This is a genomic window from uncultured Tissierella sp., from assembly GCF_902479755.1.
Taxonomy (GTDB): domain Bacteria; phylum Bacillota; class Clostridia; order Tissierellales; family Tissierellaceae; genus Tissierella; species Tissierella carlieri.
Genome location: NZ_CABSQO010000009.1, coordinates 1 through 24823, shown reverse-complemented (window position 1 = coordinate 24823; position 24823 = coordinate 1). Strand labels below are relative to the sequence as shown.

The 24823-nt window shown below is 32.0% G+C and carries 20 protein-coding genes; 15 read left to right on the top strand and 5 right to left on the bottom strand.

Features of this window, described 5'->3' with window-relative positions:
• Positions 1–960 carry a porphobilinogen synthase gene (gene hemB, locus RDK80_RS06630; RefSeq protein WP_308523815.1) on the top strand — a complete coding sequence of 320 codons (960 nt, stop codon included), beginning with the start codon at positions 1–3 and terminating at the stop codon, positions 958–960.
• A gap of 20 nt (positions 961–980) precedes the next feature.
• Positions 981–2273, top strand: a complete 1293-nt coding sequence (hemL, locus tag RDK80_RS06625) for a glutamate-1-semialdehyde 2,1-aminomutase (protein ID WP_308523814.1) — start codon at positions 981–983, stop codon at positions 2271–2273.
• A gap of 50 nt (positions 2274–2323) precedes the next feature.
• On the opposite strand, the gene RDK80_RS06620 is transcribed toward hemL, so the two are convergent.
• The 3 genes from RDK80_RS06620 to RDK80_RS06610 all read right to left on the bottom strand — a co-directional run bounded on the left by RDK80_RS06620 (position 2324) and on the right by RDK80_RS06610 (position 6095).
• Positions 2324–3358 (bottom strand): YeiH family protein, encoded by a 1035-nt coding sequence (locus tag RDK80_RS06620; protein WP_094904038.1) that lies wholly within the window; start codon positions 3356–3358, stop codon positions 2324–2326.
• Positions 3359–3493: 135 nt separating this feature from the next.
• Positions 3494–4447 carry a (4Fe-4S)-binding protein gene (locus tag RDK80_RS06615; RefSeq protein ID WP_094904039.1) on the bottom strand — a complete coding sequence of 318 codons (954 nt, stop codon included), beginning with the start codon at positions 4445–4447 and terminating at the stop codon, positions 3494–3496.
• A 28-nt stretch (positions 4448–4475) separates the two neighbouring features.
• Positions 4476–6095 (bottom strand): FAD-dependent oxidoreductase, encoded by a 1620-nt coding sequence (locus RDK80_RS06610; RefSeq protein WP_308523813.1) that lies wholly within the window; start codon positions 6093–6095, stop codon positions 4476–4478.
• 161 nt (positions 6096–6256) lie between these two features.
• On the opposite strand from RDK80_RS06610, the gene RDK80_RS06605 reads away from it, so the two are divergent.
• The 11 genes from RDK80_RS06605 to RDK80_RS06555 all read left to right on the top strand — a co-directional run bounded on the left by RDK80_RS06605 (position 6257) and on the right by RDK80_RS06555 (position 19414).
• Positions 6257–7159 (top strand): LysR family transcriptional regulator, encoded by a 903-nt coding sequence (locus tag RDK80_RS06605; protein WP_094904041.1) that lies wholly within the window; start codon positions 6257–6259, stop codon positions 7157–7159.
• 138 nt (positions 7160–7297) lie between these two features.
• A complete protein-coding gene (gene guaD, locus RDK80_RS06600; RefSeq protein ID WP_308523812.1) occupies positions 7298–8575 on the top strand; it encodes a guanine deaminase in 1278 nt (425 codons plus the stop codon).
• A 234-nt stretch (positions 8576–8809) separates the two neighbouring features.
• Complete coding sequence (locus tag RDK80_RS06595; RefSeq protein WP_216562705.1) at positions 8810–10480, top strand: PucR family transcriptional regulator; 1671 nt, start codon at positions 8810–8812, stop codon at positions 10478–10480.
• Between the two features lie 118 nt (positions 10481–10598).
• Positions 10599–11594, top strand: coding sequence for a nucleoid-associated protein (locus RDK80_RS06590; protein WP_308523811.1), 996 nt, complete (start codon positions 10599–10601; stop codon positions 11592–11594).
• Positions 11595–11808: 214 nt separating this feature from the next.
• On the top strand, positions 11809–13185 hold the full coding sequence (locus RDK80_RS06585) for a sigma 54-interacting transcriptional regulator (protein WP_308523810.1): 1377 nt from the start codon (positions 11809–11811) through the stop codon (positions 13183–13185).
• Between the two features lie 278 nt (positions 13186–13463).
• Positions 13464–14825, top strand: a complete 1362-nt coding sequence (locus tag RDK80_RS06580; protein WP_308523809.1) for an aldehyde dehydrogenase family protein — start codon at positions 13464–13466, stop codon at positions 14823–14825.
• Positions 14826–14847: 22 nt separating this feature from the next.
• Positions 14848–15963 (top strand): 4-hydroxybutyrate dehydrogenase, encoded by a 1116-nt coding sequence (locus RDK80_RS06575; RefSeq protein WP_216562671.1) that lies wholly within the window; start codon positions 14848–14850, stop codon positions 15961–15963.
• Positions 15964–15973: 10 nt separating this feature from the next.
• On the top strand, positions 15974–17275 hold the full coding sequence (locus tag RDK80_RS06570; RefSeq protein ID WP_308523808.1) for an acetyl-CoA hydrolase/transferase C-terminal domain-containing protein: 1302 nt from the start codon (positions 15974–15976) through the stop codon (positions 17273–17275).
• Positions 17276–17345: 70 nt separating this feature from the next.
• Positions 17346–18809 carry a 4-hydroxyphenylacetate 3-hydroxylase family protein gene (locus RDK80_RS06565; protein ID WP_094904048.1) on the top strand — a complete coding sequence of 488 codons (1464 nt, stop codon included), beginning with the start codon at positions 17346–17348 and terminating at the stop codon, positions 18807–18809.
• 47 nt (positions 18810–18856) lie between these two features.
• Positions 18857–19150 (top strand): NifU family protein, encoded by a 294-nt coding sequence (locus RDK80_RS06560; protein ID WP_158220179.1) that lies wholly within the window; start codon positions 18857–18859, stop codon positions 19148–19150.
• Entirely contained in the window at positions 19151–19414 is a 264-nt protein-coding gene (locus tag RDK80_RS06555) for a hypothetical protein (RefSeq protein ID WP_094904050.1), read from the top strand. It abuts the gene before it with no gap.
• Between the two features lie 51 nt (positions 19415–19465).
• Here the strand turns inward: RDK80_RS06555 and abc-f are convergent, their stop codons facing one another.
• Together abc-f and RDK80_RS06545 are read right to left on the bottom strand one after the other, a co-directional pair.
• Positions 19466–20935, bottom strand: coding sequence for a ribosomal protection-like ABC-F family protein (abc-f, locus tag RDK80_RS06550; protein ID WP_308523807.1), 1470 nt, complete (start codon positions 20933–20935; stop codon positions 19466–19468).
• A 576-nt stretch (positions 20936–21511) separates the two neighbouring features.
• Positions 21512–22207 carry a cyclase family protein gene (locus RDK80_RS06545; protein ID WP_308523806.1) on the bottom strand — a complete coding sequence of 232 codons (696 nt, stop codon included), beginning with the start codon at positions 22205–22207 and terminating at the stop codon, positions 21512–21514.
• Between the two features lie 253 nt (positions 22208–22460).
• Here RDK80_RS06545 and RDK80_RS06540 point away from each other — a divergent pair, with 253 nt between their 5' ends.
• Together RDK80_RS06540 and RDK80_RS06535 are read left to right on the top strand one after the other, a co-directional pair.
• Positions 22461–24059, top strand: coding sequence for a dihydroorotase family protein (locus RDK80_RS06540; protein ID WP_094904053.1), 1599 nt, complete (start codon positions 22461–22463; stop codon positions 24057–24059).
• 42 nt (positions 24060–24101) lie between these two features.
• Entirely contained in the window at positions 24102–24713 is a 612-nt protein-coding gene (locus tag RDK80_RS06535; RefSeq protein ID WP_094904054.1) for a cysteine hydrolase family protein, read from the top strand.
• Positions 24714–24823 lie beyond the last annotated feature (110 nt).

Sequence of the window (24823 nt, the reverse complement as noted above, 5' to 3'; positions counted from 1 at the left end):
ATGAATAGAACTAGAAGATTAAGAAAAAATCCTTCAATTAGGAGTATGGTAAGGGAAACTAAGTTATCAGTATATGATTTTATATATCCTTTATTTATTGTAGAAGGAGAAAATATAAAAAGAGAAATTTCCTCTATGAAGGGAGTTTATCATTTTTCAGTAGATAAGGTTTTAGAAGAAATAAAGGAAATTATGGATTTAGGTATAAAATCTATAATATTATTTGGAATACCAGATAAAAAAGACCATATAGGTTCTGAAGGATATGCAACTCAAGGGATTATTCAAAAAGCAATACGAGCTATTAAATTAAATTTTCCTGAAATGTATATAGTTACAGATGTATGTATGTGTGAATATACATCTCATGGACATTGTGGCATTATAACTGAGCAGGGCGATGTAGATAATGATGAGACTTTATCTTATTTAGGAAAAATCGCTCTTAGCCATGCAGAAGCAGGAGCAGATATGGTAGCACCTTCTGACATGATGGATGGAAGAGTTGGATATATAAGGAAGGTATTAGATGAAAATGGATTTGAAATGATTCCAATAATGGCATATAGTGCTAAGTATTCATCGTCATTTTATGGTCCGTTTAGAGAGGCAGCAGATTCTGCACCTGCTTGGGGAGATAGAAAATCTTATCAAATGGACCCGGCAAATTCTAATGAAGCCATAAGAGAAGTAATGTATGATATAGAAGAAGGTGCGGATATAGTAATGGTAAAACCTGCTCTTTCCTATTTAGATATAATAAGAAGGGTTAAGGATAATTTTAATATGCCTATTGCAGCTTATAATGTAAGTGGAGAATACTCTATGATAAAAATGGCAATAGAAAACGGAATTATGGGGGAAGAAATAATAATGGAGGTCTTGACTTCAATAAAAAGAGCAGGAGCCGATATTATTATTTCATACTTTGCTAAGGATGTGGCAAAATCTCTTAAATAAAATGTAAAGGGGAGATTAATTTGAATTTGGAAAAATCAAAACAAATATATGAAGAAGGTATAAAATATATTCCTGGTGGTGTAAATAGTCCTGTTAGAGCCTTTAAATCTGTTAATTCATCACCTGTTTTTATCTCTAAGGGTTACAAAAGTAAAATACAAGATGAGGACGGGAATATTTATATAGACTATATAGGTTCTTGGGGACCAGCCATCTTAGGACATTCAAATGAAGAACTTATGGAAGGAATAGAAGATATAATAAGAGATGGACTAAGTTTTGGTTTACCTACAAAAATTGAAGTAGATATGGCAAAACTAATGGTAGAATCTTATCCAGCTATAGATATGGTAAGAATGGTTAACTCAGGTACTGAAGCAACTATGAGTGCTATAAGAGTTGCCAGAGGATATACTAATAAAAATAAAATAATAAAGTTTGAAGGGTGCTACCATGGACATAGTGATTCCCTTCTTGTAAAATCTGGCTCAGGAACCATAACATATGGAGTTCCTACGAGCTTAGGAGTACCAGAAGAAATTGTAAGAAACACTTTAGTATGTAGATATAATGATTTACATGATATAAAGAAAACCTTTGAAGAGAATGGCTCAGATATAGCAGCTATAATCGTAGAACCAGTAGCTGGTAATATGGGATTAGTTGCAGCTACACCAGAGTTTTTAAAGGAATTAAGAGAAATAACAAAAGAATATAATTCTGTTTTAATCTTTGATGAAGTAATCACTGGTTTTAGAATTGCTTATGGTGGAGCTAGTGAAGTATATGGAATAGAGCCAGATATGGCTTGTTTTGGGAAAATCATAGGAGGAGGATTTCCGGTAGGAGCCTATGGAGGAAAAAAAGAGATAATGGAAATGGTATCTCCTCTAGGTGGAGTATATCAAGCTGGAACTCTTTCAGGTAATCCCCTTGCTATGCACATAGGATATAAGAATATAAAGCTTTTACAAAGAGATAAAAGCATATATGATTATATGGAGAAAATGGCAATAAAATTAGAAAAAGGTATTTCCGAAAATATTGAAAAATTAGGTATAAATGCTACCATAGTTAGATTTAAAAATATGCTTACTCTATTCTTTGGAAAAGGGCCATTTAACAATTATGATGATGTTCAAAAATGTGATACTGAACTTTATGCAAAGTATTTTAAAGAAATGCTAAATAGGGGAATAATGCTTCCACCAGCTCAATTTGAATGTATGTTTTTATCTATAGAACATACAGAGGAAGATTTAGAATATACCATAAAATCAAATTATGAGTCTTTAAAATCAATTAAAGAATAGTAATCGATAATAAGACCTAAGAGATAAATATCTCTTAGGTCTTATTAAAATTATCCTACATAGTTAGCAAAGATTGTAATAAACAATAATGAGGATAAAGCAACTGCAGCCCAAGTACATCCACCAAGGATAATAGGTTTAGTTCCTTTTGTGAAAAGGTCTTTAAAATGAATTTTAAATCCAACACCAGCTAAAGCTGCTGTAATTAAGAATTTATAGCCAGTTTTAAAGAATTTTGAAGCTCCCGGAATAATATTAAATACTCCTAAAGTATTTAATATAGCCATTCCTAAGAAAACAACTATAAACCATGGGAAAACCTTCATAACAGTTTGGCCGATAGATATATGTCCTCCGCTATCTTTATTTGCTTTAGATTCATTTTTTACAGTTATAATTGTAGCAACAATGGAAACAAGGATTAGTAAACTAGTTCTTGCAAGCTTTATAGTAATTGCTAAACTTGAATCAAGATTATTTAAAACATTGTATGTTGCTTCAGCTGCAGCAACACTTGAAGTATCATTTATAGCTGCACCCGCTAAAAATCCAAATTGGTTAGGAGTCAATCCCATAAATCCAGCTAAATAAGGATAAAGTAAAGCAGCTAAGATATCAAATAAAAATATAGCAGTCATAGCATATGCAATTTCAGTTTCTTTGGCCTTAATAATTGAAGCCAAAGTTGCAATTGCAGTACCACCACAAATACAACTACCACCACCAACTAATGTACAAGTATTAGTTGATAATTCCAATTTTTTACCCACAAAATAGGCTACAGCAAAGGATAAACAAATATTAAAGAGAAGTAACGGTAATGCCTTAGCCCCATAGCCTAAGACTTGATTAAAATTAAGAGTTGCACCAGCTAAGATAATCCCCCATTTTAGAAATTTCTTTCCAGCGTAAGACGTACCAGATTTAAGGTCTTTATCTATGGATGGCATGATATTTAATATAAGCATACCTATGAATAAGCCAATCATTGGAGCACCGACTATATTTTGTAATCCACCTATAAATGTGGCTAAAATAGCAATTCCAATACAAAGGATAATACCAAAGAGTTTTTTACTATTCATTTTTCTCCCCCTTATAAAACAATGTAAAAATTATGTCAAACAATGTGAAAAAAAAGACGAGTGAATTTAAAAAATAATTATTATCCAAAAGAAAGTTTTATTGAAAACTTTCTTTTGGATAATTTCTTTATTTAACTAACAAGTAGCGCCGCCAGCTAAATGAAGTTCAGAGCTTAAAATTTCTTCTTTTCTGTCTAAAAGTTCATTAGATAATAATTGAGCTTCAACATTTTCAAAACCGATTCTTTCTATTGTTTGAGATAAACGCTCTCCAGTTTCACCTTGTTCTCTAAATAAGAGTATAGTTTTTTCAATTATATCCATAACCTCTTCTTCGGATGTAAATATCTTATTTAAAGGAATTCCGTGATTTACTAATTTACCCCATCTACCGCCTATATATATCTTATATCCTACTTGGCCATTTGGTATAGCATCAAAATGACAAGTACCAATACAACGTCCACAGTTATTACATATTTCTTTATCAATTTCTAAAACATCATTAATAACTTTAGTAGCGTGAACTGGACAAGTATTTTCTACACTACATACTCTACAACCATTACATGATTCACTATCATAATTAGGTACCATTTGTCCAACGATTCCTAGGTCATTTAAACTAGGTTTCATACAGTTATTAGGACATCCCCCTACACCAATTTTAAATTTATGTGGCAATTTTACATCAGCATAACCATTGAAGAATTTTTCATGAATTTTTTCTGATAAATCAAAAGTATCAATTAAACCATATTGACAAGTTGTACCTTTACAAGAAACTACTGGACGTACCTTAGAACCAGTACCACCTGTTCTTAAGCCTTCTTTAGCTATATAAGCTCTAAAGTCTTCAATTTTGTCATAAGGAATTCCAGGACATTCTATTGTTAGTCTTGATGTAAATGTTACAGTACCATTGCCGAAAAGCTCTGCTGCTTCTGATAAACATTTGTTTTGAGCTGCAGTGATTTTTCCATTAACAGTAATAATTCTACCAGAGAAATTATCAGTACCTTTGTTAGCAAGAAAACCTAATGCTTTTACTTTTTTTTGATTTTCTGGACTAATTGTTAAACTTGCCATAATTTATTTACCCCCTACTTTTTTATATTTATATTTGATTTAAAATCGAACCACCTTCAAGAACTAATGTATTAGTATAGCCAAAGTGTTTTAAGCGATTTTGTAGCATATAGGCCCTCTTACCTTTGGAACATACTAATAATAACCTTTCATCTTTACCATACTCAGGTAATTCTCCATCTACCTTAGAAAGATCAACATAAGGAATGCCCTTTAGGGATGGAACGATAGATGCATCAATTATTTTATATCCTTCTGCTTTACCGGCTGCAAAATCATAAGGTGTAATAGTATTAAAATTGCCACTTATTTTATTCAATAAGACATTTACAGTATGTGCAAAAGGATGAATAGCAGTTGAAAACGGAGGAGCATATGCTAAATCCATATTTTCAAGATCCTCTAAAGTCGCCTCCATGGTAATTGCGGTTACAGCAATATCTATCATTTTATCTACAGCACCTTTTCCTAAAACCTGTAAACCCAACAGCTTTTTAGTATTTCTATCTGCTAACATCTTAACTATAAAGAAAGATGCATCTGGATAGTAATGTGCTTTATCATCTACAACTGTTACCACACTTATTACATCATAACCTGCGTATTTAGCGGCAGCTTCTGTTAATCCTGTTCTACCAATATTAAGTTCAGGCAATTTGGCAATCCCTGTTCCAAGAACTCCACCATAATTAATCCCTTCATCATTAATGTTTTTAGCTAAAATACGGCCTGTGATATTTGCAGTAGATCCCATTGGAGACCAAGCATGTTCTCCCGTTATTTTATTTGCTACACTAGCACAGTCACCAATAGCATAAATATTTTCATAATTAGTTTGGAAAGAATTATTTACTTTTATAGTTCTATTTGGCATTAGTTCAATATCGGTATCAGCTAAAAATCCTGTATTAGCACGTATACCTATTGAAAGAATAACTGCATCTGCTTTCATAACACGTTTATCTGTTTTAATTTTTTCCACTTTGTTTTCACCGATAATAGCTTCTAATTTAGTTCCTGTAAAAACCATAATTCCATGTTCTGCTAAATGATTTGCAATATATTCGGTAAATTCAGGTTCAAATCCTGGTGGAACCATTTCAGCCATATCGATTACAGTAACATTAATTCCTTGGAGTGCTAAGTTCTCAGCAACTTCCAGTCCGATAAATCCACCACCAACTACAACAGCACGTTTGATTTTATCTGCTTCAATAGCATCCCGTAATGAAATTGCATCTTCTGGAGTTCTCATAAAGAAGACACCATCTAAATCTACACCTTCTAGAGGAGGTTTTATGGGTTGTGCACCTGAAGCAATGACTAACTTATCATATTCGTATGTATAAGTTTCATTTGTTTTCAAATCTAAAGCTTCTATTGTATTTTCTTTAGGATTAACTTTAGTTACTTTCATCTCTGTTAGTACATTAGATCCAGTTAATTCAAAAAAACTTTTTGGAGTGTTAACAATCAATTTATCTTTATCAGGAATTACATTACCTACATAGTAAGGTAGACCACAACCTGCATAAGAAATATCTTTGCTTTCTGTTAATATTGTAACTTCAAGGTCCCGATTTTCACGTTTTAATTTTGCAGCCACCTTAGTTCCAGCAGCTACACCACCGATGATAAGGACTTTCACAATCCTCACTCCTTTGTAGTATTTTTAACGATCGTTATGGTATTATAATATCACTTGTTTAACTATTAATAAAGTGATATTATCTAATCATAATCATAGGTAAAACCTATAAACATTTTAGATTTATAATAATAAATCTTTATAAATAAAGGGGAATAAGTATGACAATAAGACATTTAAGGATCTTTATTGAAGTTGCAGATAGTGGAAAAATGAGTGTTGCAGCATCAAAACTTTTCATCTCTCAACCTACTGTAAGTCAAACTATTAGAGAGTTAGAAGAGTATTATGAGGTGCTTTTATTTGAACGTCTTTGTAAAAGATTACATATAACTCCAGAAGGTAAAAAACTACTTTCTTATGCTAGAAAAGTAGTAAAACAATATGATGATTTAGAAGAAAAAATGTTTTCAATAAGTGGGGTTAATAAGATATACATAGGAGCAACAATAACTATAGGAAATTGTCTTCTTTCTAATATAATTCAGAGAATCAAAGAAAATAATCCTAAAATTGAACCATATGCTTATGTAAATAATACAAGTACCATAGAGGAAAGGCTTCTAAAATCAGAATTAGATATTGCCTTAGTAGAAGGAAAGATTACAAATCCTAATTTAATTTGTATTCCAGCAGTAGATGATTATTTAGTTCTTGTTTGTAGTAAAGATCATATTTTTAGCAAAAGAAAAGAAGTTAATCTATATGATTTACAAGATATGGATTTTGTTATGAGAGAAAAAGGTAGTGGTACAAGAAAATTATTTGAAGATTATTTGCTGGATAATGGTGTTACTATAAAAACTCGATGGGAAACTAATTGTCCTGGTGCTATGAGGAGTGCAATAATAGAACATCAATGTTTAGGAGTGCTTTCCGTTCGTCTGGTAGAAGAAGAAATCAAAAATGGAGAAATGAAGTTAATTAGCAATCCAGAATTTAAATGGGAGAGAAATTTTAGTATTGTATATCATAAAGATAAAATTATAGATAAGACAATGGAAGAAGTTATAGAAGTAATCCGTCGTTATAAAGAGATAGACATTTTGGAAAAGTTATATTAGGAAAGTGTAGAATAACTTATTGAATTTGTATAATATCTACATAGGATTGTTATCTAGATAATATTATAATATAAATGAGAAGTTATGTTGGTTAATATCCGTTGAAAGTCTAGATAATAATATAAGGGGTGTTGAATTATGAGTAAAATAGTACTAAAGGGTAATATAGCTTTTACTCCAACAAAAGAAAAATTCCAAATTCATAAGAATTCGTACATAATAGTAGAAGACGGAAAAGTAGTAGATATTTGTAGCGAGTTAGATAAATCTTACAAAAACTATACAATTCAAGATTTTTCTGATAAATTAATTATACCGGGATTTGTTGATTTACATCTTCATGCTCCTCAATATCCTAACAGAGGTTTAGGATTAGATAAGGAACTTATTCCTTGGCTTGAAACCTACACATTTCCTGAGGAAGGAAAATATAGTGATTTAGATTATTCTAGAAAAGTGTTTTCTAGACTTATAAATGAGCTATGGAGAGTTGGAACTACTAGGTCAGGTGTTTTTGCAAGTATTCATAAAGAAAGTACTAAACTCTTATTGGATATGTTTATAGAATCTGGTTTAGGAGCGTATGTAGGAAAAGTAAATATGGATAGAAATACTGCTCCTTATCTTACAGAAAATACAAGAGCATCTATAGTTGATACTGAAGAAATAATAAAAGAATATATGAATAAATCATCATGGGTTAAACCTATTGTTACACCTAGGTTTATCCCTACTTGTTCCGAAGAATTACTTGAGAGTTTAGCAGGCTTGGCTATTGATTATAAAATACCTGTTCAATCTCACTTAAATGAGAATAAATCTGAAATCATTTGGGTTAAAGAGCTTTTTCCTAATTCTGAAAATTACGCTTCTGTTTATGATGACTTTAATCTATTTGGTCAAACTAGTACCATAATGGCACATTGCATATATAACACTGATGAAGAGATTGATTTAATGGCTAAAAATGGGGTCTATGCGGCACATTGCCCTTATTCAAACTATAATTTGTCAAGTGGTATAATGCCAGTTAGGAAATTTTTGAACAAGGGAGTACCGGTGGGATTAGGCTCAGATATTTCTGGTGGAAATAGTTTAAGCATACCAAATATCATAGCAGGAACTATTCAGGCTTCTAAAATGGCTTGGATAAATTCAAATAAGGAATTGGCACCACTTACATTTAGTGAAGGATTTTTCCTTGGAACTAAGGGCGGTGGAAGTTTCTTTGGCAAGGTAGGAAGTTTCGAAAAGGGCTATGAATTTGATGCTCTAGTAATTGATGATAGTTCTTTATCAGATATAAATGAGTTGTCAATAGAAGAAAGGCTCCAGAAGTTTATCTATATAGGTGATGATAGGTATATAGTAGAAAGATATGTAAAAGGAAGAAGGATTGAAAAACCATTTGATTAATATCCAGAGAGTATTTATGTAATTAATGATTATCAATTTATAATTCAACATACAAAAAAAGCTTTCATCAAAGGATTATAGGTAGCTTTTAAAATCCATTTAGGTCAAGTTCTTTTTGCGAAAAATTAAGAAAGGACTTTCCTATGGATTGTAAAAATCAAGCAAAAATAATCGCCTGTGTCCATGATTTTATGGCACCATACTGCTTTACTTTGAAAAAAGGAGTTGTTATCTATGGCTAGACAAAATGGTATCAGTATAGAGGACATGTTAAAGCTTGATGTAATGAAATCCTCTAGTTTGATTGCAGGATTTAGGGGGGCTAGAAATACCATATCTAGAGTAAACATAATGGCAGACCCAGATATATTAGAATGGACAGCGGAAGGTGAATTTTTACTAACAACTGCTTATTCTTTTAAACAGGATAATATAGACGCTCAAATAGAACTTATAAAAGAGTGTGCATCAAAGAAGTTAGCAGGTATTGGCATAAAGATATCTCCTTACATAGAGACACTTTCTTCAGAGGTTCTTGATTTAGCTAATGATTTAAGTTTTCCTATAATAGATATACACTCATCTATTCCTTTATCAGATATAATGATGTCTACTTTTAAAGAGATATTTAATAAACAAGCATCATTACTAGAAAGAATTGAAAAGGTTCATGAACGATTAATGGGTGCTATGCTAGAGGGCAATGGATTAGAAGACTTAGCTCAAATAGTTCAAGAAAATATTAAAAATCCTGTAATCCTTCACTTAAGCTTTTCAAACGAAATAATTGAATGTGTTAATGGAACAAATGAATCATATAGCTCGGAATTAACTAAAGAAGTAAAAGAATTTTATGAATCCAATAATACAAAGAATAGATTAAAAAAGTTAATTGAGGATAAGGTCCTTATTAATGGAAAGTATATTAAAAGAATGATTATGCCCATAGTACTAAGAGACCATATATATGGACATCTATTTACCTGGGGTACAGATATGCCCTTGGGAGGCTTTGACCTAGCTATAATTGAGTCGGCTTCAACTACTATAGCACTTTCAATATTACAGGAGCTATCAGTTAAGGAAGTGGAAATTAGATATAGGTCAGAATTTTTTGAAGACTTAATTTCTATAGATTCAAAGAGAAAGAAAAAGGCATTAGATAGGGCGAGATTTTTTAATTTACAGATTGAAGATTATTATGTGATAGAAGTAATGAGTTTTAAGCACAAAAATGAATCGAATGAAACTGATACATTAATTGATTACATACAGGATTTTATAAACCCAGTAGTTCATACCATAGAAGAATTAATGCAATACTTAAACTTAAGGGGGATAGTATCTACTAAAGCTAATGGAGTTCAAATCCTATTAAGTTTTCAAGATAAAAAACAAATTTCAGATCGGCTCAAGGATTTCAATAAGAAAATCGTTGAATGTATATCTAATAAATGTGATAATTTAGATGTAAAGATAGGAGTAGGAAGAACATATAAGGGTTTAGGTAATGTAGATAAGAGTTTTCAAGATGCAGTCAGAACTGTAAGGATAGGAAAGGTTATTACATATAAAGAGATAGTAACCTTTGATGAGTTGGGTATATTCAAAATCTTATCTCAGGATAGTTTAGTAGACGAATTAGAAGATTTTTACAACTCTACACTAAAACCATTAGTTGATTATGATAAGAAAAAATCTACAGAATTAGTTAAGACTTTAGATGTATATTTCAAAAATAATGGAAATTTAACTAGAATATCAGAACAGTTATTTACACATTATAATACAGTTTTATATAGGATTACTCGTATTAGTGAAATAACAGGAATGGACTTGGAAGATCCAAATCATAGGTTAAATCTAGAGATAGCCATTAAAATTAAAGAGTTATTAGGAAAATGATGCAATGATAAGCCAAGAGGATATACCTTTACTTAGGTATATCCTTTAATTTTGTGATTTTAATTGTAGGAAATAAGTGATAAGATAGAGAGTGATTAATTTCAAGGAGTGAATACTATTGGAAATAAAAATAAACAATGCTATACTTCACATACTCGACTCTACTTCTGCACTACCTGTTTATTCTAAAGAGAAATTAGAGTTAGACGATGAAAAAATACAAGGATTTATTGGAAAACACATTGAAAGGATATTTAATGATCAAGCTGTTAAGTCAGGAAAATTTATTGAAAACTCACAGATAAAAGATTTGATTAAAAATATCAATGAAGATTTCATTGATGCTAGTATATCTATTGCAGAGAAATTATATGAACTTATGTTAAGATATATTGAAATACCTAGCGGCGACTTGTTAATGGCCTCCTTAAATATTGAAGGTCATAATTATCTCATTATCATAAAGTTTAACTATAAGGAAGGATATACTCATTATGTTGATTATGGTGATTCTGGAACATTAAATAAAATAGTTGTAAATAAAGTAATGTTTCCATCAGAAACACAGAAAAATATCGAAGCAGCATTAATCAACTTAGAAGATTTATCTCTAAAGATATTCGAAAGAGAATATGATATTGAGGGAGAAAAGATATTATATTTTTCTAAGATGTTTTTAAGTTGTGATACAGATCTTTCTATTAAGGAAAGTATCAAGGTCATGAGAGAAGTAGCTAAAGATATAACTAAGAGATATTATGATGACGATTTCGATAAGGTATCTGAAATAAAAGAAGCAATTTATGATAATCTTGATAGCGGTAGTATTGAAGTGGAAAATGTTGCGAATGCAATGTTTAGAAATAATCCTGATATAAAAAAGGAATATATAGAAAGAGTTGAAGAGGCAGGAGTCAATAAAGTTGTAGATTTAGAAGGGAAAAAACCAGAAAAGAAATTAACTGTACACAAGATCAAGATGGATAATGGTATCCAACTGGATATACCAGTTGATATTTATAGAGATAGAAATATAATTGAGTTTGTAAATAATCCAGATGGAACTATATCTATAATAATAAAAAATATTAGTAAGATTAAACAGGGGAATTAGAAAAAGTTTCTATGAAATCATTAGAACTTTTTGAAATCCAATTATGTCAGAGATTTTAAAAATCAAAATTAAATGAGAGATTTTATATACGTTATAAAAATAAATTGCTTAAAATATTTTAAGCAATTTATTTTTTAATGTTTTTTCCCTACTTAAAGGTAGTTCGTATTTATGTTAAAATATAGTATAATTAATGCAGAAAGGGGTGATTGCTTTGTTTGCTGAAGAAGGTCTACATTTAAGGATAAGTGATATATTGGATTCATCATATGATGGAATTTACATAACTGATGGAAGAGCTAATACAATAATGGTAAATAAGGCTTATGAGAGGATTGCTGGTATAAAAATCGAGGAGCTAATTGGGCGTAATATGAATGATCTTGTAAATGAAGGATATATATCTCAATCTGCAACTCTACTTGTATTAAAAGATAGGAAGGTAAATACAATTGAACAAAATTTTAAGACTGGAAAAAAAGCCTTAGTCACATCTACTCCAGTATTTAACAGTGCAGGAGATATTACTATGGTAGTTACAAATGTAAGGGATATTACTGAACTCTATGAATTAAAAGAAAAACTAGATGAAAAAGAAAACTTGACAAAGAAATATTCTGTAGAATTAGAAGCTATGAAAATAGAATTGTTAAAGAATAACGACTTAATTGCTATGGATAAGAAGATGTTAGATATCATTCAAATGGCAATCAGAGTGGCACCTATTGATACAACAGTGTTGATCACAGGAGAAACTGGCGTAGGTAAGGAAGAAATAGCAAAGTTAATATATAAAAATAGTAATAGGGAAACTAAGCAATTTATAAAGGTTAATTGTGGATCCATACCTAAAACATTAATAGAAGCAGAATTATTTGGGTATGAAAGAGGAGCATTTACAGGAGCAAATAAGGAAGGGAAAATAGGGTTGTTTGAAGTAGCTGATGGAGGGACAATATTTTTAGATGAAATAGGAGAATTGCCCCTTGATATGCAGGTAAAACTTCTAAGAGTGCTCCAAGATGGACAATTTACTAGAGTTGGTGGAGTAGAAGAGATAACTGTAGATGTGAGAATTCTGGCAGCAACTAATAGAAATCTTGAGGAAATGGTAAGAGAAAAGTTATTTAGAGAGGATTTATACTATAGATTAAATATAGTGCCAATTACAATACCTCCTTTGAGAGATAGGCGAGATGATATCATACCTCTTATACATTATTTCTTAAACAAATTAAATAAGAAATATAGGTTTAAAAAAACCATATCCAGTGAAGCACTCAAGATATTATATGCTTATGAATGGAAAGGGAATGTAAGAGAACTTAGAAATATTATTGAAAGAATAATGGTAATGTCAGAGAAAGATATAATTAGTAAACCTGATCTTCCTAAGTCCATATTGGCTTGGGATAAAGTACAGAATGTGATCAATGAAAATGAGATAGTGCCATTAAAACAAGCACTAAATAAAGTTGAAAAACATCTGCTAGAAATTGCTTTTAATACATATGGTAACGTGCGTGATGCTGCAAAGGTATTAGAAATTGACCCTGCTACTTTTGTACGAAAGAGACAGAAATACAGATGAGTGTTGCGAAAATGCAATTAGTTGCGAAAATGCATCAGTTGCATAAAGAAAAGGAAAGTTCTTATTTTAGCCAATATAGTTAAAAAAATATCAAATATCCCCAATAAAGATGATGCAATAATGCAACAGTTCTAACTGGGGATATTTTTTGCATAGAATAGTTAATTATTTAACGAGGGAGATAGCGGTGAAGGAAAAACATTATATTTTTTTTAGTAATGGCACATTTCTTGCAATATTAAATAACTAAGAATAAATAAGAAAAGAGGGATGGTTCAGTGGATAAAACAGTTGTGGATGTAATGGTAGAAAAGGCTAGAGAAGCTCAGAAAGTATTTGAAAAATTTACTCAAGAACAAGTAGATAATATTGTAAAAGCAATGGGTAAGGTAATTTATGATAACGCTGAGATTTTAGCAAAGGAAGCAGTAGAAGAAACAAGAATGGGAGTATATGAAGATAAGGTTGCGAAAAATAGGGGGAAATCTAAGACCATTTGGAATAGCTTGAAGGGTAAAAAATCCATAGGAATAATAGATGAAGACTATGAAAATGGATTGATTTCTATAGCTAAACCTATAGGAGTAGTTTGTGCTGTTACCCCTACTACAAACCCAATTGTTACACCTATGTGTAATGCAATGTTTGCGTTAAAAGGTGGAAATGCAATAATTGTAGCTCCTCATCCAAGATCAAAAAAATCAAGTGCCCATGCAGTAGAGTTGATGAATGAGGCAATTAAAAAACTAGGTGCACCTGATAGTTTAATTCAAATAATTGAAGAACCATCAATTGAATTAACCAATGAATTAATGCAAAAATCTGATGTTGTATTAGCTACAGGTGGAATGGCCATGGTTAAATCAGCATATTCAAGTGGAAAACCATCCTTTGGAGTAGGTGCTGGTAATGTTCAAGTAATCATAGATAGAGATATAGATTTCATAGAAGCTACTCAAAAAGTAATAGCAGGAAGAATATTTGATAATGGAATTATTTGTTCAGGAGAGCAATCTATAATAGTGCCTCAAGATAAATATGAAGAGATCGTAAAAGCAATGGAAGTAAATGGAGCATTCTATGCTGGAGATGAAGCAACAGTAAGTAAATTTAGAGATGTTTTATTTAAAAATGGAATGATAAATGGGGATATAGTAGGGCAATCAGTACAATTTATTGCAAATTTAGCAGGCGTTGAAGTGCCAAAGGAAACTAAAGTAATATTGTTAAAACCAACTGGTATTGGAAAAGAAGATTTGCTTTGCAAAGAAAAGATGTGCCCTGTAATGATAGTATTGCCATATAATACATTTGAAGAGGCAGTAGCAATCGCTCAAACTAACCTTGAATTAGAAGGGAAAGGACATACAACTGCAATTCACTCAAATAGCCAGGAGCATATAAGATATGCTGGATTAAATCTTACTGTTTCAAGATTAGTAGTAAATGCACCATCATCTACTACAGCAGGTGGTTCTTTGTTTAATAGTTTATCACCTACTACTACTTTAGGTTGTGGAACTTGGGGAAACAATAGTATATCAGAGAACTTAAACTATAAACATCTAATAAATGTATCTAGAGTAGCCTTTGTAAAAACAGGAATAGCTGCACCTACAGATGAGGAGATTTGGGCTTAAATATCAAAAAGGAGTGGATTAAATGAGACAATTAGTTGTAAAACCTGAAATATATAAGTTTAATAGCTGTACTGAATTTATAAAGGCGTTTCCAATAACCGAAAAAGACCTAGTACTGACTAATGAGTATATTTATCAGCCTTATTTTGGACATTTAAACTTACCATGTCATATTGTATACCAAGAAAAATACGGTTTAGGAGAACCGTCAGATGAAATGATAGATAGAATATTTAATGATATAAAAGATATTAAATTTAATAGAATAATTGCAATCGGCGGAGGCTCTGTAATTGATATTGCAAAATTATTTGTAATTAAAGATGCAGCAAATACATTGGAACTATTTGAAAAAACCATCCCAATGATAAAAGACAAGGAGCTAATAATAATTCCTACTACATGCGGTACTGGTAGTGAAGCTACTAATATTTCTATAGCTGAATTAAAATCCAAAGGAACAAAAATGGGATTAGCAATAGATGAGTTATATGCGGACTATGCAATAATGATACCTGAAATGGTAAAAACATTACCGTATAAATTCTTTGTAACCAGTTCTATAGACGCCTTGATACATGCAATAGAATCTTTAGTATCACCAAAGTCTAACTGTTATACTGAGCTATTTAGTATAAAAGCAATTGAGATCATATTAAAGGGCTACCTAGAAATTATTGAAAAGGGCGAAGAATATAGAACAGAAATAATAGAGGACTTCCTAATTGCAAGTAATTATGCAGGTATTGCTTTTGCAAACACTGGAGTAGGAGCAGTTCATGCTCTATCCTATCCAGTAGGAGGAACTTATCATGTACCTCATGGAGAAGTGAATTATCAATTCTTTGTAGAAGTATTTAAGACATACAATAGACTGAATCCAAATGGAAAAATCAAAGATGTAAATAAGATGTTAGGAGGTTTAATCGGAACTACAGTTGAAAATGTATATGATGAGCTTGAGAAAATATTGAATAATTTATTACCGAAAAAATCACTTAAAGAATATGGTATGAAGGAAGAGGAGATTGAGGAATTTACAGTATCGGTACTTGAGAAACAACAACGATTATTAGCAAATAACTATACAGAGTTATCAAGAGACGAAATAAAAGGTATTTTTGCTAGATTGTATTAGGGGTGATTAGATGGATTGGAGATTAGAATATAATAAAAGACTAGTATCTAAAGAAGAAGCAGTAAAACATATAAAATCTGGCAATAGAGTAGTTATAGGTCATGCTGTAGGAGAACCTTCTTTACTTATTGAAGCCATGGTGGCAAATAAAGATGAATATGAGAATGTGGAAATAGTTCATATGGTTCCAATGGGAAAAAGCGAATATATAAAAGAAGGTATGGAAAAACATTTTCGACATAATGCTTTATTTGCAGGTGGATCTACTAGAGAGGCAATAAATTCAGGTAGAGCAGATTATACTCCTTGTTTTTTCTATGAGGTACCAAAACTATTTAGAGAAGGAAAGTTGCCTGTAGACGTTGCATTAGTTACTGTTAGTGCCCCAGATGGAAATGGAAATTGTAGCCTAGGTACATCTGTGGATTACACAAAGGCAGCGGTAGAATGTGCTAAGATAACAATTGCTCAGATAAATGAAGAAATGCCAAGAACTTTAGGAGATTCTTTTATCAATATAAAGAATTTAGATTATATTGTAGAGGCTAATAGTCTATTACCAATCTTAAATCCGCCAAAGATATCAGATGTTGAACGTTTAATAGGAAAACATTGTGCATCCTTAATTGAAGATGGTTCAACTTTACAATTGGGTATTGGAGCAATACCAGATGCTGTACTGCTTTTCCTAAAGGATAAAAAGGATCTTGGTATCCATTCAGAAATGATATCTGATGGTGTATTGGAACTATATGAAGCAGGGGTAATTACAAATAAAATGAAAACCTTGCATAAGGATAAAATGGTAGTTACATTTTTGATGGGGACAGAAAGACTATATGATTTTGTAAACAACAATCCAAATATAGAAATGCATCCTGTAGATTATGTAAATGATCCTTGTGTAATTATGAAAAACTATAAAATGGTGTCCATTAACTCATGTATTCAAGTGGATTTAATGGGGCAAGTGGTTTCGGATTCAGTAGGAAAGAAACAATTTAGTGGGGTAGGAGGGCAAGTAGATTTTGTTCGTGGTGCATCTATGGCAAAGGATGGAAAATCTATTATAGCAATGCCTTCTACAGCTGCAAAGGGAACAGTTTCAAGAATAGTATCTATAATAGATGAGGGTGCAGCAGTGACTACTTCAAGAAATGATGTGCATTATATAGTTACTGAATATGGAGTAGCAAATCTTAAGGGAAAGACCCTAAAAGATAGAGGAAGGGCCTTGATCAATATAGCTCATCCAGATTTTAGAGATGAACTTATAAAGGAATGGGAAGGTAGATTTGCTGATAAGTTCTAATATGAGAAGATAGCGATGAACTCTCATATTAGAAAAGGTGTATAAATATATTTAAAAGGAGATGTATTAAATGGCATTAATGACTAGGGAGGAATATATAGAAAGTTTAAGGAAGTTGAATTTAAAGGTATATATGTTTGGAGAACTTATTGAAAACCCTGTGGACCATCCAATAATTAGACCATCTATGAATTCAGTAGCAATGACCTATGAATTAGCTCAGCAAGAAGAATATAAAGATTTAATGACTACAAAGTCACATTTAACAGGAGAAGTAATTAATAGATTCTGTCATATACATCAAAGTACTGAAGATTTAATCAAAAAAATAAAGATGCAAAGACTATTGGGGCAAAAAACTGCTTCTTGTTTTCAAAGATGTGTAGGTATGGATGCTTTTAATGCAATCTATTCAACTACTTATGAAATGGATAAGGAATATGGAACAAACTATCATGAGAGATTTGTAAACTACTTAAAATTCATTCAGGAAAATGATTATACAGTAGATGGAGCAATGACAGATCCAAAGGGAGACAGAGGACTTTCTCCATCTCAACAGGAAGACCCTGACTTATATCTTCGCATTACTGAAGTGAGAGAAGACGGGATAGTAGTAAGAGGAGCAAAGGCTCATCAAACAGGAGCTGTAAATTCCCATGAACATTTAATAATGCCTACTATTGCATTAAAAGAAGAGGACAAAGATTATGCAGTATCCTTTGCAGTTCCATCTGATGCAGAAGGAGTAATAATGATTTATGGTCGCCAATCCTGTGATACAAGAAAGTTAGAAGAAGGTGCAGATGTTGACCTTGGAAATGCTAATTTTGGCGGACATGAGGCATTGGTCATATTCAATGATGTATTTGTTCCGAATGATAGGATATTTATGTGTAAAGAGGCAAAATATGCTGGTATGCTAGTGGAAAGGTTTGCTGGATATCATAGACAATCCTATGCATGTAAAACAGGTGTAGGTGATGTATTAATAGGTGCAGCAGCTTTGGCGGCAGATTATAATGGTGCAAATAAGGCTAGTCATATAAAAGATAAACTAATAGAGATGATGCATTTAAATGAAACCCTATGGGCATGTGCTGTTGCCTGTTCAGCAGAGGGAAGTAAAACAGCTTCAGGAAATTATTTAATTGATTTATTATTAGCGAATGTATGTAAGCAAAATGTAACCCGTTTCCCATACGAAATAGCAAGGTTAGCAGAGGATATAGCAGGTGGATTGATGGTTACGATGCCATCAGAAAAGGATTTCAAAGACCCAGAAATAGGAAAATATGTTGAGAAATATTTAGTCGGAAAAACTGGAACTTCAACAGAAAATCGTATGAGGGTATTAAGGTTGATAGAAAATATTACACTAGGTACTGCAGCAGTTGGATATAGAACTGAATCCATGCATGGTGCTGGTTCGCCGCAAGCTCAGAGAATAATGATTGCACGACAAGGAAATCTTGAGGCTAAGAAGGAAATGGCGAGAAAAATTGCACAAGTAGATACTAGCAAGGATAAATAATAGTATTTAATAAATAAAAAGGAATAATCTAAGTGGAGGGTTTAGCTTTGAAGGATATCTTATTAAAAGAGGTAGAAGATGTGGTAGATAAATTTATTAGACCGCAGCTTAAATTGCACGGGGGAGATATAAAGGTCAATTCTGTTATTGGGAAAATAGTGAGGATAACATTAACTGGCAATTGCCATGGGTGTCCCTCTGCTCAGATTACTACTGAGGAGATCGTAGAAAGTATATTAAAAGAAAAACTAGGAGATTCAATAGATAAGGTGATTCTAGTTAATCAAGTCGATGAGGAATTATTATCCTTTGCTAGAAAGATTTTAAATGGTGGTGAATAGGTGAAGGTAGGTATAAAATACTGTGGTGGCTGTAACTCAAGATTTGACCGTACTAGTATTGTAGACAAAATAAAATCTGATTATAAAGAATTTGAATTTAGTTATGCTATAGAGAGTGAGGAATATGACTTTATTATAGTGATAAATGGATGCCATATAGCATGTGCAGGACTACAGGATTTAAAGTCTAAAAGAGGTTTTTTAATTATTAGGGATGATGATTATAAGAATATAAGAGAAAAAATAGATCGGATGAAAGAATAAGCTAAAGCCAGAGAAGTGGTTCTCTGGCTTTAGCTATATTTCAATTTATATTTAACCCTTTATTTTATTCAGCTTTTTATCTCTTATTTTATAAATAATATCTGCTACATTATCTATTAATCTTATATCATGAGAGACAAATACGATGGTCCCCTGATATGCTATCATCATGGATTCTAATGCTTCAACACTCTGTGTATCAAGAAATGTGGAAGGCTCATCCATTAAAAGTATATTGTATTGTCCGGATAACATCTTAACAAGCATTACCTTAGTAAGTTCACCACCACTAAGCTGGCTTAATGACTTTCTAATATCCTGAATTTCAAATCCAATTTGTACCAGCATCGCAATTAACTCATGAGACTTATAATCTGAGTCGTGAGATAGAAATTGGAGTAAAGATTCATTGCTGGTTGACTTATAATTTTGTTGTTTAAAATATCCGATTTTGGCCTTTTTAGAAATTGTTAAACCTTCATCATTAGATAAAATCATTTTGAGAAAAGTTGTTTTGCCTGCACCATTATCACCAGTAATGGCTATTTTTTTGCCTAATGGAATGACAAATGATGCTTCATCAAAGAGATGCGTATTTCCTAGACTTTTACAAACATTTTCCCCCATGATTGGAAAGTCATTATATAATTTAACGGCTTCGCTTTGCCTGAAGGATATTTTGCTTTGTACTGACGGAGCATTTACTTCTTCCAAGTCTTCTAATCTTCTTTCCATACTTTTTGCTATCCTATTCATACTTTTTTCTTTACTTCCAATAGGTCTTTGACCGCTTAATCTACCATCTTGTTGAGTATTATTTTTTATTGGTTTTCCAACTTGCTTAGTTTGTAGCTTGTTTGCTTTATTCTTTATAGTTTCTATCGAGCGTATTAACCTTTGGCTTTCATTTACATATATATTATATTGTTTTTCTTGTTGTTTACGTTCAAACTCAATTTGATTCAAATAATCAGAGTAATTACCATAATACTCCAAAATCCCATTATCTTTAATTTCCCAAATCTTATGGACAGTGGAATCTAAGAAGTAACGATCATGGCTTACAATAACAAGTGCACCTGTATAGTAATTGAGTTGTTGAATTAAAAGTTCGACTCCCTCTTGATCTAAGTGGGAAGTAGGTTCATCTGCTAAGATACACACTGCCTGCTCTGAAAACGCTTTTGAAATTCTATAGCGTGTTTCTTCTCCACCACTCATAACAGTTGTACTTTTAGCATTAATTTGCCATAATGAAGTCCAGTAATTAGAGATACTAATGTTTTGATTTTGGTCTGAGAGAATTTGAGGGATCATTACAACATTTCCATTATGAATAACTTCACAGCCAGTTGGCTTTAGATTACCTGAAAGGATTCTAAGAAGAGATGTCTTACCTGAACCATTTCTTCCAATAAGTCCTATTCTTTCTCCTTCGTAAATAGTTAGCTCGGTTATATCAAGAATGTTTTTACCATTATATTCAAGATCAATATTTTTAACACGAATTGATTCGTACATAGTGCTGCCCCCTTAATATATGATTTGGAATAGCCAATTCAAATAATATTTATTGGGAGCTAAAAATGTATTATATATTAAGTTATAATTTTGTTGATGCTCACTATATTCATTCTTAGCCTCCTGTTTAAATGCCTAGCAACAGAAAGAGGCCATTCGATTTTCTTTCTATCGCTAGTGGATAGATAATCTCAATCTATTCATGTTAATCCTCCTTTATCAAGTATATTTATTTAAATATACTATACCTTAAACCATTGAAATATTCAAGTTAAGAAGCTATTTTGAAGGCTATAAATATAATATTATGTTCATTATAATAAAGTGATTATGGTATGTCATGGAATGGTTATAAGAACATTGACATATGTAGAAAAGATTTCGCCTGGTGAAATAATTGAGTGTGATTATGAAATGGGAAAAGTTTATGTACCTTATCCTTTCTTATAAAAAGTTCTAAGAAAAACAAAAATACAGGGAAAATGAATATAATAAAAAGTTTAGTTGTTGAAAATAAACAAGCATCGATTAAAGAAAGCTAAATAATAAGCCAAGGGGCTGCCCCTTGGCGCTTTTCTATTCTTCTAATAATGCAACTGCTCTGATTGGCGAACCTGTGCCGTCTCTAATTTTTAAAGGTAATCCAATATATAAAAACCTTTTATTTATCAATTTGTCTAAATTGCACAAATTCTCAGTATTGGTTATATGGTATTCTCCACAAACTAGATGGGCTGAAAAGTTTGTATCATCTGGAGTTAAATCTATTGCAGGAGCATCTACACCTATATTTACTACACCCTTTTCTGCTAGCCATTTTGCAGCTTCATAGCTTAATCCTGAATAATCAGTTTGGAACATATCTGTACCAAAGGTTCTATCATGATGACCAGTATATAGTAAAACAATATCGCCTGGTCGGATCTCCTGTCCAGAACGAGATAAGGCAGATTCCAAATCCTTTGGTTCGAAATAGTTCGGATATCTTATATGAGATAAATCAAGACATATGGCTGAGCCCCAGAAGTATTCTAAAGGCATATTGTCTATAGTTGGGCCTTCTGGATTAAACTCCCATACACCATCACTATGAGTGCCACCGTGTTCACTAATAAGTAGATTTCTTGCAGAAAATCCTAAGGTTTTACTTCCAGTAGCTTTCATATTTTCTTCATGTGTCATATTAGTCATTATAAATGTTTTCTGATGCATTGGGAAAACACTCATGCCTTGATAAATCTCTTGAGATAGGTCAATTAGTTTTAATGTCATTTAATTCCCTCCCCAATATTATTTAAATAATTTACTACATCATATAAATATATGTATATTATTTAGTCACTATTATAACTAGTTATTCAAAAAAAGATATATGGAAAATATACAAAAATATTATATAAAATATACAAAAGATTTGTCATAATAATTAATCTTAAGATGTATTTTTATAGTAAACTAACAAGGCATATTTTTAAACAATATGTTATTATTAGTACAAATTTAATTAAAAAGGGGAGAGCTAAGTATGTATGATATTATTGTGAAAAATGCAAGGATTCCTCAAGGCGACGATACTATAATAACTAATATTTTAGTTAAAGATGAAAAGATAGCTGGATTTTTAGATAATATTGAGGGCATAGCGGCAAAGGAAATAATTGATGCAGAAGGACATTTAACATTACCAGGTTGTATAGATTCACATACTCACTTTATGTATCAAGGATTTCCTCACAGAGAAAATTTCCTAACAGGTACAGCAGCTGCAGCTTCTGGTGGAGTAACTACAATTATTGATATGCCTTGCTGTTCTGTTCCATCAGTAAGAAGTGCAAAACAATTGCAATTGAAAGTTGATTTAATACAACCACAAGCATTAGTAGATTTTGCTTTATGGGGTGGAGTAACAGGTGAGGATGTAAGAGAAGGATGGCTTGATCATGTGCAAGAACAAGCTGATTATGGAGTTGTTGCCTTTAAGGCTTATATGACACCATCAGTTCCTACTTTCCCAAGAGTTACAGATCCAGAAATGTATGAAGCATTTAAAGCAGTAGCTAAAACTGGACTTCCAGTAGGAATCCATGCTGAAAATTATTCCATGTGCGATTATTATGTAAAGGAATTCCAAAAACAAGGTAGAATGGACGGACCAGCTTGGGCTGAAGCAAGGATGGAATTAGCAGAGAAAGTTGCAATTGAATTAGGTATATCTTTTGCAGAGGATGCAGGAGCTAGACTTCACATAGTTCATATGAGTACTGGAATAGGAGCAAAACTAGTAGGGGAAGCAAAGAAAAGAGGGTTAAACGTAACATCTGAATCTTGTCCTCACTATTTAACCTTAAATTATCAAGAATCTATGACAAAATATGGTGCTTTTGCTAAAATAGCTCCACCATTAAGAACTAAGAAAGATAATGAAGAGCAATGGGAAGGAATAAATAATGGTAGTATCGACTTTATAGCTACAGACCATGCTCCTTATGAAATAGAAAGTGAAAAAGCTAGAGAAGGAATGAACATATGGACAGCATTTCCAGGAATACCAGGTGTAGAAACAATGGTACCTATCATAGTTAGTGAAGGATACAATAAAGGAAGAATATCTCTAAGCAAATTAGTTGAAATATTATCAACTAATGCAGCAATACATTATGGATTATATCCAAAGAAGGGTGCTATGCACATAGGTTCAGATGCAGACTTTACAATAATCGACTTAGATAAGGAATGGGTTATTGAGCCTAAGAAGCAAGCTTCAATGTGCGGATATTCCCCACTTGAAGGAATGAAACTAAAAGGTAAAGTTGCAAAAACTATAGTACGTGGACATTTAGTATTCGAAGATATAGAAGAAAGTGTCCTAGCAGGATTAACAGACGAAGAATTGAAAACGATAGTTCATAATTTCCCAGAAGGAATAGATGAAAAATATGCTGACGAATTTAGTAAATATCCATACTTACACAGTGCAGAATATGAAAATAGCTATAGAATAAATCATCCAGAAGTAATAGATAAGCATATAAGAGAAATTAAAGGAATAAAGGCAAAACCAGGATTTGGTCAATTTATTAAGAGACAAAGCATACAAATTTTACCTAGAAAGATAACTTTCTAATAAAAAACGAAAAATAATAAAAAAATAGGGGGAGTTTTAACAATGCCAAGACATGCGATTTTAATAATAGATATGTTGAATGATTTTGCTAATCCAAAGGGAGCTTTATTTTGTGAGGGAACAGCAATAATAACTCCAAAGCTACAAGAGATTTTTAAATGGGTAAGAGAAAGAAATGCTGAAGGTAAAGATGACGTACAATTAGTTCATATTCAAGAGGCTCATAGAAAAAATGATGCAGACTTTAAAGTAAGACCAGTTCATGCAGTAGATGGAACTTGGGGATCAGATTTTGTTACTGAGTTAAAGCCTGAGGGAGATGAATATATAGTAAAGAAGAGAAGACATAGTGGATTTGCTTATACTGACTTAGACCTTTATTTAAGAGAAGAAAATATAGATACAGTTGTTGTAACCGGTACTTGGACTAATGTATGTGTAAGATCAACTGCTACAGATGCTTTAGCTAGGGCATATAAAGTTATTTCACTTACTGATGCTATTCACTCAAAGACTCAAGAAATGCATGAGAATGGTTTAAGAGACTTAAGTATATTCACAAAGTTGATGACTTTCGACGAATATAAAGAAGCTTGGGAAAAAGGTCTAGATCCATGGACAGGCGGAGGAGATCCAGAGAACAAAGTAAAATAATATATTTTTAGGCGGTCTTTGACCGCCTATAGGTACATATAAGGAGAGATAATATTGAAGATAGTGGTAGGAATATCAGGAGGAAGCGGATCAATATATGCAGTATCACT